The sequence below is a fragment of the Mycobacterium sp. genome (genome assembly GCF_032162605.1).
Classification (GTDB): domain Bacteria; phylum Actinomycetota; class Actinomycetes; order Mycobacteriales; family Mycobacteriaceae; genus Mycobacterium.
The window spans coordinates 1-13570 of record NZ_JAVROT010000180.1 but is presented as its reverse complement, the minus strand read 5'-3'; the positions used below and the strand labels follow the sequence as shown (position 1 = coordinate 13570).

Sequence of the window (13570 nt, the reverse complement as noted above, 5' to 3'; positions counted from 1 at the left end):
CGGTGACGTGGACGATGCCGTTGACGTCGATGTCGAAGGTGACCTCGATCTGCGGCGTGCCACGCGGGGCGGGCGGGATGCCGGTCAGCTCGAAGCTGCCGAGCAACTTGTTCGCCGAGGCGATCTCACGCTCACCCTGGAAGACCTGGATCTGCACCGACGGCTGATTGTCGTCGGCCGTGGTGAAGGTCTCCGACCGCTTGGTCGGGATGGTGGTGTTGCGCTCGATGAGCTTGGTCATCACGCCACCCTTGGTCTCGATGCCGAGCGACAGCGGTGTCACGTCGAGCAGCAGGACGTCCTTGACCTCACCGGCCAGCACACCCGCCTGCAGGGCGGCACCCACGGCCACGACCTCATCGGGGTTGACGCCCTTGTTGGGCTCCTTACCGCTGAGCTCCTTGACCAGATCAGTCACGGCAGGCATGCGGGTGGAGCCACCCACCATCACGACGTGGTCGATCTCGGAGACCGAGACGCCGGCGTCCTTGATGACCGACTGGAACGGCTTACGGGTGCGGTCCAGCAGATCCTGGGTGATCTTCTGGAACTCGGCGCGGCTCAGCTGCTCATCGAGGAACAGCGGGTTCTTGTCCGCGTCGACCGTGATGTACGGCAGGTTGATCGAGGTCGACTGGCCTGAGCTCAGTTCGATCTTGGCCTTCTCGGCAGCCTCACGAAGACGCTGCATGGCCATCTTGTCTTTGGTCAGGTCGATGCCTGCCGAGGCCTTGAACTTGTCGACCAGCCAGGTGACGATCCGGTCGTCCCAGTCGTCGCCACCGAGGTGGTTGTCACCGGAGGTCGCGCGGACCTCGACGACACCGTCGCCGATGTCGAGCAGGGAGACGTCGAACGTGCCACCACCGAGGTCGAAGACCAGGATGGTCTGATCCTTGTCGGCCTTGTCCAGGCCGTAGGCCAACGCCGCCGCAGTGGGCTCGTTGACGATGCGCTGCACTTCGAGGCCGGCGATCTGACCGGCCTCCTTGGTGGCTTGGCGCTGAGCGTCGTTGAAGTACGCGGGCACGGTGATGACCGCGTCCGTGATGTCCTCACCCAGGTAGCTCTCCGCGTCGCGCTTGAGCTTCATCAAGATGCGCGCGCTGATCTCCTGCGACGTGTAGTCCTTGCCGTCGATCTCGACGGACCAGTCAGTGCCGATGTGGCGCTTGACCGAACGGATGGTCCGGTCGACGTTGGTGACTGCCTGGTTCTTGGCGGGCTGACCGACCAGCACCTCGCCGTTGCGCGCGAACGCGACGACCGACGGGGTGGTACGTGAGCCCTCCGAGTTTGCGACCACGACGGGTTCGCCGCCTTCGAGCACCGAGACGACGGAGTTGGTGGTCCCGAGGTCGATACCGACCGCACGAGCCATAGTTACTGCCTCCTGTATAGAAAAACTGCCAAAAAATCGAACGTTGTCGGGTCTGAGTGGACCACGCTCAAGCTTGCCCTCGCGGGTGCGATGGTGTCAAACCAGAGTTGAGCCTGCTTCACTCAAGTTGTCGAATGGGTCAACGGGGCGGGTGCGCGATTTGTTCCCGGGCGCTCCTGCAGGATGTAGGAACCCGCATAAGTTGTCGGATTTTCATTTGACTGTCGGACGCGCAGACTGCATAAGGATCGAGGCGCGGGTCGACGTGGCGTACGCCGTCGTGTCAGCGTCGCGTATTGCCACAGCGGCGTTCCCGCACAGCGAGGTCGCCCACTCAGTGTCCCCGGCGAAATTGGCCGCCGCGGCGGCCGTCGCGAATCGACGGGCGGCCGACTCCTGATCGGGGCTCAGTTCGGCCGCACGTTGCAGCGCTCGGGCGACTTCCAGGTAACCGCCACGACGGAACGACAGTTGCGATGCCGCCTCCAGCGACTGCGCGATGTGTTCCTCGGGGCCGGTGGCCGCGGCCGCGAGATACCATGCGCGACAGGATGGCTCGCTCTTCAGCACGGCGGCCAGCGCAAGATGGGCTTGGCGTCGTTGCGACAGGCTGCTCTCGGCATAGGCGGCGGCCCGCGCCAACGGGTGGCAGAACTCCGGTCGGCGATCACCGGTCACCGTGATCAGACCGGCCGAGAGAGCCGGCTGCCATGCCGCCGCGCCCGCGCCATGGCCCGCGGCAGCGGTGATCGTCGCCATCGATTCGTAGCCCGAGCCGGCCGCGGTCAGCAACAACAGACGGCGCGTATCCGTTGGCAACTCAGCCAATTGCATCGCGAACACGGCGTATGCGGCACCCAGCGCTGGGGCGGTGACGCCGCGGAACACCCGCTCGCCCGTACGCGCGTAGAGCCGGGAAACGTCAATGAGCGCCAGCGGGTTGCAGAAGAACCGACTTTCCGATACCGGTCTCCCCGAGCACGATCAGGGCCGGTGGCGCTGACGCGGCGTGCTGGGCGACATCGGTGACCAGCTGCACCAGCTCGGCTCGACCCACCAGCGCGAATACCGATCGCGCGGCCGAGCCAGGTGGGCCGATGTTCGCCGAAACGACCATGCGCCTCCCATCTGACCGGCTGACACCCTGTCGTTATGCTAGTCGCGCTCGATGAGATGGCACCGCGCATATTCGATGCTGAATCGGTCGACGAGCGGACTGCCGATCGATCGGCCGCGCGGCGCTCCTCTCCGGCCTCGGCGGGTGCGCGCGGTCAGTCGCCCAGGAACTGGGGGCCGAAGGATGCACCCAGCGAAGATTGCGCCGCCAGCCGCATTCCGCGTCCGGCGACCTCGACCAGGTGAGTCAAGCGCGTCGCTTCCCAGCGCTGCAGGTTCTGGTCGGGCAGCGGGTCGGGTGGCGACCATCCGCGCAGAGCGTGCGCCAGCTCGGCGGCATCGCCGAGCGCCTTCGACGTACCCGACGCGGTGTGGGGGCGCACGGTTCCGGCCGCGTCACCGATGAGGACGATATGGTCGGCGACCATTCGGGTTGGCGGGAGATCGTAGACCGGCTGCAGGAACACTCTGGACGATCGCATGAGGGTGTCGAACTGCGGTGGCAACGCCTCGCCGGCCAAAGTGGTTAGTTGGGTGGTGGTCTCGGGTGTTACCTCGTCAGCGGGAAGGAAATGGTCGAACCGTCGCCCCGAAGTGCCGGTAAGCAAATGTTCCAGGGCGGATTCAGGCGTGTTGATGTACCACACCCAGTTGACCCGTCGGGAACCCTTGTCGCGCTCCCCATTCGGCCCGGGAACCAGGTAGCAGAGCATCTGCATCCCGGGCACGCCGAAGTACGTGAACCGTTCCGAGAGGAGGTCGAGAAGGTCGTTGCCAATGGCCGACTCCGGTTCCAGCCCACGGCAGGCGATATACCCCGCGTACCTGATGTCGTTCGCGGCGGTGAGCAGCGAGCGCGTCGTCGAGCCGATCCCGTCGGCACCGATCACGACGTTCCCGCGGGCCGTTTCACCACCGACGAATGCGGCTGTGGCGGTCTGCCGGTCGACGTCGACGCGCTCGAGAGCGCTGTCGAGTCGGACGCACGCCGCCGCGAGCGGCTCTCGAAATGCCTGGTAGAGGGTATCCCACGCGGTCATCCACTGCGGGGCGTCGTAACGGGCGAACCTGCCGTCACGGTGTAGGTGCTGCCGTTGCCGAAGCTCGACGCTGACTGACGGTACCGACCTGTTCAGTCGGTCCAGCAGCGCCGCTACTTCGGGCTGCATGACGATACCGGCGCCGCGCGGCTGGGTGCGATCGGCGGACCGTTCGTAGACGGTGATCTCCGCGCCGATCGACCGCAGCTCGTTCGCGGCCGCCAATCCGCCCACCGAACCGCCGATGATCAACGCGCTGAATGGTTTCCGAACGCCCATCCAAATCTCCATCCGCTCGCACCAGATTGCCGGACCAACTGGATCATCGTCCGCGCCTGCCACCACGCAGCGTCGATGGATCGAGGAGATCTGCCACGGTGCCAGCCTGGCCGCTTGAACAGCGGAGCGCATCAGTCGGGTGACTGATGACTTCCGCCGGATCACGGCGCAGTCTGAACAGGAATGGCCGGTGCGAAAGGTGATGGCATGACGACGACGCCCGAGCAGGTTGGTCGCCCGATCTCACGGGTGGAGGGACGGGACGAGGTGCTCGGGCGAGCCCGCTATACCGCCCCGAAGCCGATCGCAGCCCCGAATTGCAGAGGGCCCTGTGGGAGACCACGGCATCACTAACCGAACGCTGCTGCACCACGGTCAATTAACCCCCAAGCCGGAGCTTTCGCCAGCACTCTCAGTTGGTGAGAACGACTTTGAGCGCCCCAGTTTCGGCGGACCTCTTGAAGATGTCGTAGCCCTTCTCGGTCTCATTGAGAGCCATCCGATGGGTGATCATCTTGGTGCCGTCGAGCGCGCCCGTGGAGATGGCGTTCATCAGTTCGGGAATCGTCAGGCCGGATGGGATACCCGTGGTGATGGTGACCTGTTTGGCCCACAGCGTCTCCAGATGGAGCGTGGCCGGACCTTCGTGGACTCCGATGTTGGCGATGTGGCCGCCGGAGCGAACGAGGTCAGCGGCGAGTTCGAACGCATCCGGGAAGCCGACGGCTTCGATGGTGACGTCGGCACCCAGACCGCCGGTCAGCTGTGCGACCAGGCTGTGGACTTCGTGCTCGTCGACCGCGTGCGTCGCACCGAGTTTCAGGGCGACATCGCGCCGCCCGGCGACACGATCGACGACGACGAGGTTGCGCGGCGAGAACAGTTGCGCGGTCAAGGTCGCGGACAGACCTACCGGACCGGCACCGACGATGACGACGGTGTCGCCCGGCCTGACCTGTCCCTTGAGCACACCCACTTCGTAGCCCGTGGCGAGGATGTCGGTGAGGAACAGCACCTGCTCATCCGTGAGCGCATCGGGGATTTTGTAGACGGAGTTGCGGGCGAACGGGATTCGGGCGTACTCGGCCTGGACACCGTCAATGGTGTTGCCCAGGGCCCAGCCGCCGTTGAGACACTGGCCGTACATTCCGGAGGTGCAGAATCGGCAGTATCCGCACGCGCTCACACAGGCCGCGATTATCCGGTCGCCGACCCTGACGTTCTGCACCGAGTTGCCGACCTCCGTAACGACGCCGGTGGCCTCGTGGCCGAGCACGGTGCCCGGCCGTACGGTCGGTACTGCACCTTTGATGATGTGCAGGTCGGTACCGCAGATCGTCGACTGTGAGATCTTCATGACGATGTCGGTGTCGGCATCCAACGTCGGCATCGGATGGTCGCGGTATTCGATCTTGCCGGGTCCGTCGTACACGAGAGCCTTCACGGTCAAACTCCTCTATTTGCTGGGGATTTTCGTTCTTGCATCTACTTGCCCGGCCCGTACAGACCGAAGCGCAGGTCTGGATCGCCGGGGATCCAGGTGTTGCTGAACTGAGATCGGGCGCCCATGGCCGATACCCGATCGATGAGCTGATTGCCGAGTTCGAGCTGTCCGGGCTCCCATATCTTGAGCGCTTCGACGATTCCACCGTCATGGGCTCCCAGATGGTCGAACAGAGCCCAGGCGTCGGCAGCCGCCTTGGCCGACCCGGCCGCCCCATGCGGGCGTGCGGCGAAGGCGGCGTCGCCGATGACGGCAACACGTCCGTCCACCATCCCCGGAATGCGGGTATCGAAAATGACCTGGAGATAAGGCTCCTCGGTGCCCACCATCACCTCGGCAACGGCTGGTGCCAGTTGGGCGAGCGCCGCTGCCTTCATCTCGTCGATGTAGCGCTGCTGGACGGCGCCGGGATGAAGTGAGACTGGGGCTTCGAACCCGCGGACGTCGGTGGTGAGTTCGTACAGTTCGGGCCCGTCGGCGACGTTGCGATACCAAACGTAGTTGAGTAGCCGCTTGCCCACCTCGAGCTCGCCGTCCATACCGGGGATCGTGTACATGACGGCGTGTGTGCTGGGCGCGACGCTGTAGGTCAACGAGTCGGCCAGAATGGCGCGGGTCTCGTCGCTGACCAGATCCTCGCGCAGCGTCCCGCGCCAGCCGACATAACCGGAATACTCCCGGTCCAGGTTTGGGAAGAGGCGCCGGCGTGCGGTGGAGGTGATGCCGTCGGCGAACACGACGAGATCTGCATGCTCTACCCGGCCGGTGGCGAAGCGCAGTTCAACCTGGTCGGTGTCCTGGCTGAAACCAGCGCAGAATTCGCCGAGGTGGTAGTGCTCCTCGCCGAAGTCGCTCAGGAGCGCGCGATAAACAGTCCCCCACGACGTGTAGCGCCACTCCATGAGTTCTTCGTGCACGACTTCGTTGTGCTGCCCCAGATAGCGCAGACGAGTGCTCTTGGTGCTCAACTCTTCGATCTGACGCGCGCTGTGACCGCCAAACCATTTCGTCGTGATCGGCTGCAGGACGATCCCGCCGCCCCGATGCTCCAGGTTGGTTGGCGTTCGTTCAAAGACGTCGACGTCGAAACCCAACTTGCGCAGAAGTAGTGCGCTGGTGAGTCCACCGATCGAGCCGCCGACGACTATCGCTCGCGAGCCTGCATAGTGCTGCACGGTTGAACCTCCTTGCTGTCTATCGTGATGTGCTCAAGAGTGCGGCACGGTGGTCGCCGCCACACTGTGGAAACAACCAGTGAATGCGCGCAAGGCTGTGGACAATCCCCTAACCGCGCGGCGCGGCGCCGCCCTACCTTGATGAAGCACGGTGTTCGCAGCGGCGCCGGCGCCACATACCCGGGAGGTAAGCCATGCCCATTGGTGTTTCGAAGATCCGCGACGTCGCCGACGGCGTCCAGGCCGGACAATTCGAGGTCGGTGAGCGTTCCGTGCTCCATCGCCTCGACGACCTCGACCCGATCTACCTGCAGCTGCTCGACGGTCCGGTGACCGCCGTCATCTCCGTCATGGGAGGCGCGGGCCGGCCGAACCTCTCCCCGGTGTGGTTCGACTACGAAGGCGATCGGGTACTGCTCAACCTGGCCGAACACCGCAAGAAGACCCAGTGGCTTCAGAACAATCCGCAGGCGACCTTCCTGCTGATGAACCCGGCGAATCCATTCCACTGGATGAGCATCAAAGCGACTGTGGCCCGCAAGATCTCAGAAGACGACCCCGTCGACGGAGCGCGGGTCACCGCCCACATCGATCGCATGGCAGCGAAGTATCTCGGCACGGGCGGCGGGTACGCGCTTCGCGACCCGAGCCGAAGCGAGCGCCGGGTGTTGTTGGAGTTCACCGTCGATGCAGTCGCGACCTTCGGCAAACCGTGAGTACGCCTTGGCAGAGCTCACCCTGACGGGGTGGTCGCCGGTGGCTGCGCACCGCCAAGGACGTCGGCGGCCATCAGCGCGAGTTTCAGTTGCAGCCAGGACTCGGGCTGCTGGATCGATAGCCCCGCCACTTCCTCGATCTTCTTCAGCCGCAGTCCGACGGTGTTCTGATGGACGAACAAGGCCGCCGCGGTACGGCCGACATTCATTCCTTGCTCGAGGTATGTACGTAGCGTCGTGACCAGCTGGGCTTTCTTCCGGTCGTCGTATTTCCGCAATGCGCCCAGTGTGTGGTCGGCAAACCGCACGAGTTCGTGCGGGTCGTTCAGCTGTAGCAGCAAGCCATAAACACCTAGGTCCGGCAGTGTGACTACGCGGTCCGCCCCTTTGAGCCGCGCGAGCTGCAGTGCAGCGCGAGCTGACCCTACTGCGGCCCTGGCGTCCGCAAGACGCTCACAACGGTGACCGACGACGACGGTCGCGGTCCCTTCGCCGACAAGCCGACTCACCGCGTGCCGAATATGTTCGGCCGCTTGTGTGGGGGTGTCGGCCCGCGGCGCTTCTGGCCACAGCACGAGTACGTCTTCGCCGGTGCTCGTCACCAGCGGCCGGGGTTCGCACTGCGCCGCCACCGCTCGCACGGTCGACAGCAATGACCGCCCCCCGCTCGGCCCCGCGTCGCCGTCGGATGCCGCGACGATGACCGTGTGGGCGCGGGTCAGATCGTGCCCGAGCGCAATAGCGCGGGCGCTCAACGCATCTGCCGTGGCACCCGAAAGGAAATCGGCGAGAAGGTCTGAGCGCAAACTCCATTCGACGTCGATGGCCGTGCGCTGGCGGAGGAACTCGAGCGCACAGACCACTGCCGCGTGCTCCAGTGCGCGTCGATCGAGTTCCGTCATCTCCGCGAACGGACCGGACAACCACAACCTCGCCACGATCTCGCCTCCCAATGACACCGGTGCCGTCACCCGATTCCCTTGGGCTACTTCCCCGGTACCGTCAGGCATCAAATCGGGTTCGATCGGTCGCGGCGCGAGCTGCACGCCCTGATACGGGGCATTCGCGACGACGACGTCTGCGGCGTCCGTGACGAGCACTGGACGCTGTTGTAGGCGGGCCAGTGCGTCGGCAACGCCCTGGACACCGCCCGCGCGTAGCACCACTTCCGTCAGTTCGCGGTGGATGTCCTCGGACTGCTCAAGCAGTCGGCGTTGCTCGGTCAGCGAGTTGATCAGCCGCGAACTCTGCAGTGCGGTACCGGCCTGGTTCGCCAGGATCCAGAGCAGTGCGACCTCATCCGGGCCGAAGTCGTGCACTGAGGTTCGGTAGCAGTTGAGCGTGCCAACCGGGATCTGATCGACCAGAAGTGGCACCGCGGCCATCGCTCGATATCCGTAGTTGTCGGCCAACCATGCCCAGGGAGCAAAGGAAGGGTCGGCCAGGATATCGGGGACGATCACCGGCTGGGCAGTCAGGAATGCCCGCGTCGAGGGGCCGCCCGACAGCGGGCCGGCCTCCACCGTGATGGTCCGCCGCTCGTTGACCTCTGCGACGTACTCGGCCGACAGCCCGGCCGAGCCCGAGATACAAAGGAGGTGGCGGTCGTCATCTACGAGCAACACACCACTGGCCTCGTAACCGGTTAGCCCGCAGGCGGTCGCGGCAATCAGGTCGAGGAGCTTCGGCAGCGGGGTGGCCGTATTGACGGCGGCGGCCAGGTCACCGACTCCGCCGAGCCATTCCCGCATCTCGCTGCTCGTATAGGTACGCATGCCAGCCCCGATTTCGCTGTCGTCTCGACGCGCCGCAACCTTGGAATTGTCAACAATGCGGACGGTACATGCTGTGGCATCACACAGTCCACCATCGGATCACTGTGCATAAGGTTCGTAGCGAAGCACTGCGTTTCAGCTCAATCGAACTCAACGGGAGGCCGCCATGACCACCTCGCCCGCGAAGCGAATGATCGATGCGGCCCGGGCATGGCTCGCCGGCCTGACCGACGAGCAACGCCACAAGGCGCTGTCGCCGTGGCCTTCCGACGAAGAACGTCTCCGGTGGTACTACACACCCACTGATCACGGCGGCCTGGCGCTGGCACAGATGAGCCCGGCCCAGCAGAGCCGCGCGATGCAGTTGGTCGCGACCGGCCTGTCCACACCGGGGTATGTCACCGCGACCACCATCATGGGCCTGGAGAACGTGCTCGACCACGTCGAAGACTGGCAAGTGGACTGGGGCCGCGAGCGTGGACGGGACCCACAGATGTACTGGCTCAGAATATTCGGCGAACCCGATGCGCAAGGGCCGTGGTCGTGGCGTTTCGGCGGGCACCACGTCTCGGTTCAGCATTCGGTCGGACACGGTGAGGTTGTCTCCAATTCTCCCAGCTTCCTCGGCGCAGATCCGGCCGAGTCGCCCCTGCTGGGCGGGCACCTGCTCCGCCCCCTAGGTGCGGCCGAAGACCTTGCGCGCGAACTGGTCCGGTCACTCGACGAGGGGCAGGCGGCGGAGGCGATGATCAGTCCGGTCGCCCCGGTAGACATCGTCGGCGGCAATCGCACCCATCTCAGTGACGGCGATGTCATGATGGGCCTGCCGGACCTGTGGCGCGCGCAGTTCTCCGAGCCGCGACTGCGCGACCTGGTGCACGCCATGCACGACACGGCGGAGGCGAACGCGGGCCTTCGGCCGGAACATCATCGCGCCCTGAGCCTTACGTCAGCGCCGAAAGGCATTGCGGCAGATGCGATGACGGCGAGCCAACGTGAGCTACTCCGAGCGGTTCTCGACGTCTTCATCGGCAGAATCCCAGAAGAACTCGCCGATCGGGAGGCCGAGAAGTTCGCCGGTCACAAGCTCGACGCCGTGCATTTCGCGTGGGCCGGCGGCATCGAGCGCGGCCAACCCCACTACTACCGGCTGCAGGGACCACGCCTACTCGCCGAGTACGACAACACTCAGCGAGACGTCAACCATATTCACACTGTGTGGCGGGACCCCTCAGCGGACTTCGCCGATGACGTTCTCGCGCGCCACCACGCGGACTTCCATTCCCGGCCTCGACTCGCCTAGGAACGTGGACAATGAATCAGCTCAAAGGTCCCGCTGATTGGCGAATCGATCCAGCGCTCGAACGCGACTTAAAACACCGCAACCCCCCGATGCCTGCACAGGAACGACTGCAGGACGTCGACGGCTTCCTCGTGACCGGCCACATAGGCGGCGTAGCGCCCGCCGGGCGGCCGAGCCAGCGCCCCACGACGGGCTCGTTTCGCTGCGCGGGTCGCGGGCCCGGGAGGCGCAACACCGTCGTCGTAGGCGACGATCCTGAGGACTCCGACACCTCAGTGACAACCATCGTGCGACACGATGGTGACAATCCCCAAGTCATTGGCCCTCAAATCCGACAGCTCCGACGACTTCCTACACTGCAGGATGCCGGTGCAGATGTCATCGCGGTGGAACCCGACCCCGCTGCAGCTGCCGACGATCAGTCCGCAGTATCCGACGGGTTCATTGTCCTCGCGACGGCGGATCGTGAGGAGTCCGATACCACTTTGCTGTTCCTGCGAGCGCTGTTCGGCCAACCGTCGATGAACGTCCTGAACCGGCTCGGGTGTCTGCCAGTCCAGTGTTCTGCGTAGGCGGGGGTTCGGCGGCCACTGCGGCCAGGTCGTCCGGACCGAGCCTCGCGTGGCATCGCGAGTGCGGTTCCGAGAATCCAGGCAAACAGGAAAGCCGGCATCACGGTGATCGAGAAACCCTCGAGCGAAAGCGGCCCATCGCGGACGACGAACGCTGCGAGGAGCAGGGGGTGTATCGCGGCGCCGGCGAACGCGAGGTGAGCGGTATACCGCGGCAGCACCCGGTGGACGTACACCGCAACCGCGAACGACCCCAGCGCCACGACGGTGGGCATTCCCGACATTGCCAGCAATCCGAAGGTCAGGTCGTAGAGCAGCGTTGACGTTTCAGCGCTGTGGTGTCGGTAGAGCATGAGGTCGAACGCGGTGAACCCGCTGAGCAGCAGAGTCACGCATCCGATGAAGCCAGCGGCGAAGCACGCCGGAAGAATCGATCTCACGGGAAGTCGATCACATAGGTAAGTCCATACCGCGGCGCCGAATATCAGCCAAAGCGTGACGCCGACGGTATTGAGCAGCATCGTCACGACCAACCGATCGTGGTGAGTCGTGGCCCACCGCGCCACTTCGGTACCCGACGTCTGGGTTCCCGGGAATGTCCAGATCGGATAAACGACGAGCGTGATCGCAGGCAGGACGAATCCGAGCGTGCCGGCCCACCGCACCACGCGCGCTGACCCCCAAGGCGTGGCACCCACAATCGCCACGCTGTTGTCGTCCATGCGTACTCCTGACCGCGAGTCTTACCAATGGACAGTTTGTCGATGTTGACCAGTTTGCCGCGTCTCGCGGAACTTATCAATGGTCAGATTGCGTCGGTACAGTGGCGAACTATGACAACGAGTGCCACGCGGCCCTATCACCACGGGCAGCTTGAGCGAGCGGCGATTGACGGCGCGGTTGAGGAAGTCCAGACCGTCGGGGTCGCTGCGGTGAGCATGCGTCGCATAGCCCGCCGCGCGAGCGTTTCGCATGCTGCGCTGGCCTACCAATTCGGCGACAAGACCGGAATCTTCACCGCAGTTGCGACCGAGGGATTTCGTCTCCAAGCAGAGATGATCGGTCCGGCAGCGACCGGCCCAGAGGGATTCATGCGCGGTGGTCAGGCCTACATCGCATTCGCCCTTACCCACCGCGGTCACTTCGAAGTGATGTTCCGCCCCTACCTGTACCGCAGCGACGACCCGAAGCTGGTGCTCGCCAAAAACGCAGCTTTCGACATCCTGTACGGCACCGCCCGAACCAGTCTCACTTCACATCGCTCGGGACCGGTGACCGACGATGATGTCCGCGGGCTCGCCATGGCGGGCTGGTCGCTGTCCCACGGATTCGCCACTCTCGCGTTGACTGCCAACATTTCCGAGCAACTTGACGCCGACACCTCCACGCTAGCCGCGCAGATTACCCAGGGCGTCATCACCATGGGAGAACTAGCGAAACAACAAATCGCCTAGGCGCCCTTTACAAGCGCGAGCACACGGTGAACTTCAGGTACGGTTCACGACCATTTTCTCGACGCGCCATTTGACGGTGTCGGCGCAGTTGTTACTGGTCGCCGCTGCGGCAGCGATCGTCGCGTGCCTTCCGGACATCTCGGCCGACGACCCGGCCCTCGCGATGCTGTTGTTCGGCGTTCCGCTGAGCGCCCTGCTGTGCGCCGAGGTGACGACCGCTGAGCCCGCGTCCGACCTCACGACTCGTCGTGGTTGACCGGCGGTCAGCGCCCGTGGAGGCACACAGATCGCGCGGGCTCACTCTGTATCCAACGCTGCCAACGCCGTAAAACCGCAGTTCGGGAGGGCTCCTCGTGACATTCTTCGAAGATGGCCGTGGGGGTCGCGCCTACTGGGGTAGTGACGTTCCGCTTCACCGACATCGAGGGGTCGACTCGTCGGTGGGAGACCGATGCGGTCTCGATGCGGGACGGCCTCGCTGTCCACGATGAGGTGTTGCGCGAAGTCATTGCGGCACATGATGGTTGGTTGTTCAAGCACACCGGTGACGGAGTGTGTGCCGCCTTCGCCTCGCCGCGCCCTGCCGTCGACGCGGCGATGGCCGCGCAACGGAGGCTCGAATTTCCGGTCCGGATGGGTATCGCGACCGGCGAAGCGGAGCAGCGAGGCGCGGATTACTTCGGTCCGGCACTCAACCGCGCCGCGCGGGTGATGGCGGCAGGCCACGGCGGCCAGATCCTGCTGGCCGATTCGACGGCGGACCTGATAACCGGAGTCGAGCTCATCGACCTGGGGCCGAGACGGTTGCGGGACCTGACGGGGCCGGTCGTGATAGCTCAAGTCCGCGCTACGGGGCTCCGCACCAAGTTCCCACCGCTGCGGGTTCTCGATGCGACGCCAGGGAACCTGCGTCCTGCCGTCACCAGCTTCATCGGGCGGGAGCCCGAGGTCGCGGACGTGGTCGCAGCGGTACGGGGGCATCGGTTGGTGACGCTGACCGGGATGGGCGGGGTCGGCAAGACGCGGTTGTCGATCGAGGTGGCTGAGCACCTGATCAACGAATTTCCGGACGGCGTCTGGTTTTTCGAGTTTGCTGCGGTCACCGATCCGGGCGCGGTACCCGATGCGGTGGCATCGGTGCTGGGCATCACCCAGCAGCCAGGAAGGAGCCTGACCGACAGCGTGGCTGCTGCGTTGGAGGGCCGGGTCCGGTTGTTGGTGTTCGACAACTGCGAACACGTGCTTGACGCCGCGG

At 64.8% G+C, this 13570-nt stretch carries 13 protein-coding genes; 5 read left to right on the top strand and 8 right to left on the bottom strand.

Annotated elements, in window-relative coordinates; all coding sequences use genetic code 11:
- The 6 genes from dnaK to QOI01_RS11255 all read right to left on the bottom strand — a co-directional run.
- Positions 1-1381 (bottom strand): molecular chaperone DnaK (gene dnaK, locus QOI01_RS11280; protein WP_526380875.1); only part of this gene is annotated, 1381 nt, incomplete at its 3' end.
- 213 nt (positions 1382-1594) lie between these two features.
- Entirely contained in the window at positions 1595-2269 is a 675-nt protein-coding gene (locus QOI01_RS11275; protein ID WP_526380873.1) for a hypothetical protein, read from the bottom strand.
- Positions 2270-2303: 34 nt separating this feature from the next.
- Positions 2304-2498: a hypothetical protein gene (locus QOI01_RS11270; protein ID WP_526380871.1), complete on the bottom strand. Its 195-nt coding sequence runs from the start codon at positions 2496-2498 to the stop codon at positions 2304-2306.
- A 154-nt stretch (positions 2499-2652) separates the two neighbouring features.
- A complete protein-coding gene (locus tag QOI01_RS11265; RefSeq protein WP_526380869.1) occupies positions 2653-3816 on the bottom strand; it encodes an FAD-dependent oxidoreductase in 1164 nt (387 codons plus the stop codon).
- A gap of 412 nt (positions 3817-4228) precedes the next feature.
- Positions 4229-5260 (bottom strand): alcohol dehydrogenase catalytic domain-containing protein, encoded by a 1032-nt coding sequence (locus QOI01_RS11260; protein WP_526380867.1) that lies wholly within the window; start codon positions 5258-5260, stop codon positions 4229-4231.
- 41 nt (positions 5261-5301) lie between these two features.
- Positions 5302-6495, bottom strand: coding sequence for an FAD-dependent oxidoreductase (locus QOI01_RS11255; RefSeq protein WP_526380865.1), 1194 nt, complete (start codon positions 6493-6495; stop codon positions 5302-5304).
- Between the two features lie 194 nt (positions 6496-6689).
- Here QOI01_RS11255 and QOI01_RS11250 point away from each other — a divergent pair, with 194 nt between their 5' ends.
- Positions 6690-7211, top strand: a complete 522-nt coding sequence (locus QOI01_RS11250; RefSeq protein WP_526380863.1) for a pyridoxamine 5'-phosphate oxidase family protein — start codon at positions 6690-6692, stop codon at positions 7209-7211.
- Between the two features lie 17 nt (positions 7212-7228).
- On the opposite strand, the gene QOI01_RS11245 is transcribed toward QOI01_RS11250, so the two are convergent.
- A complete protein-coding gene (locus QOI01_RS11245) occupies positions 7229-8986 on the bottom strand; it encodes a helix-turn-helix domain-containing protein (protein ID WP_526380861.1) in 1758 nt (585 codons plus the stop codon).
- Positions 8987-9152: 166 nt separating this feature from the next.
- Here QOI01_RS11245 and QOI01_RS11240 point away from each other — a divergent pair, with 166 nt between their 5' ends.
- A complete protein-coding gene (locus tag QOI01_RS11240; RefSeq protein WP_526380859.1) occupies positions 9153-10289 on the top strand; it encodes a DUF3500 domain-containing protein in 1137 nt (378 codons plus the stop codon).
- 418 nt (positions 10290-10707) lie between these two features.
- Here QOI01_RS11240 and QOI01_RS11235 read toward each other — a convergent pair whose 3' ends face one another.
- Positions 10708-11583, bottom strand: coding sequence for a hypothetical protein (locus QOI01_RS11235; protein WP_526380857.1), 876 nt, complete (start codon positions 11581-11583; stop codon positions 10708-10710).
- Positions 11584-11625: 42 nt separating this feature from the next.
- Between QOI01_RS11235 and QOI01_RS11230 the strand changes: the two genes are divergently transcribed.
- The 3 genes from QOI01_RS11230 to QOI01_RS11220 form a co-directional block, all read left to right on the top strand.
- The gene (locus QOI01_RS11230) at positions 11626-12315 is read left to right on the top strand and encodes a TetR/AcrR family transcriptional regulator (protein ID WP_526380855.1); all 690 of its coding nucleotides are present in this window, start codon (positions 11626-11628) and stop codon (positions 12313-12315) included.
- Positions 12316-12391: 76 nt separating this feature from the next.
- A complete protein-coding gene (locus tag QOI01_RS11225) occupies positions 12392-12571 on the top strand; it encodes a hypothetical protein (RefSeq protein ID WP_526380853.1) in 180 nt (59 codons plus the stop codon).
- 113 nt (positions 12572-12684) lie between these two features.
- The coding region (locus tag QOI01_RS11220) for an adenylate/guanylate cyclase domain-containing protein (RefSeq protein WP_526380851.1) at positions 12685-13570 on the top strand (886 nt) is incomplete at its 3' end.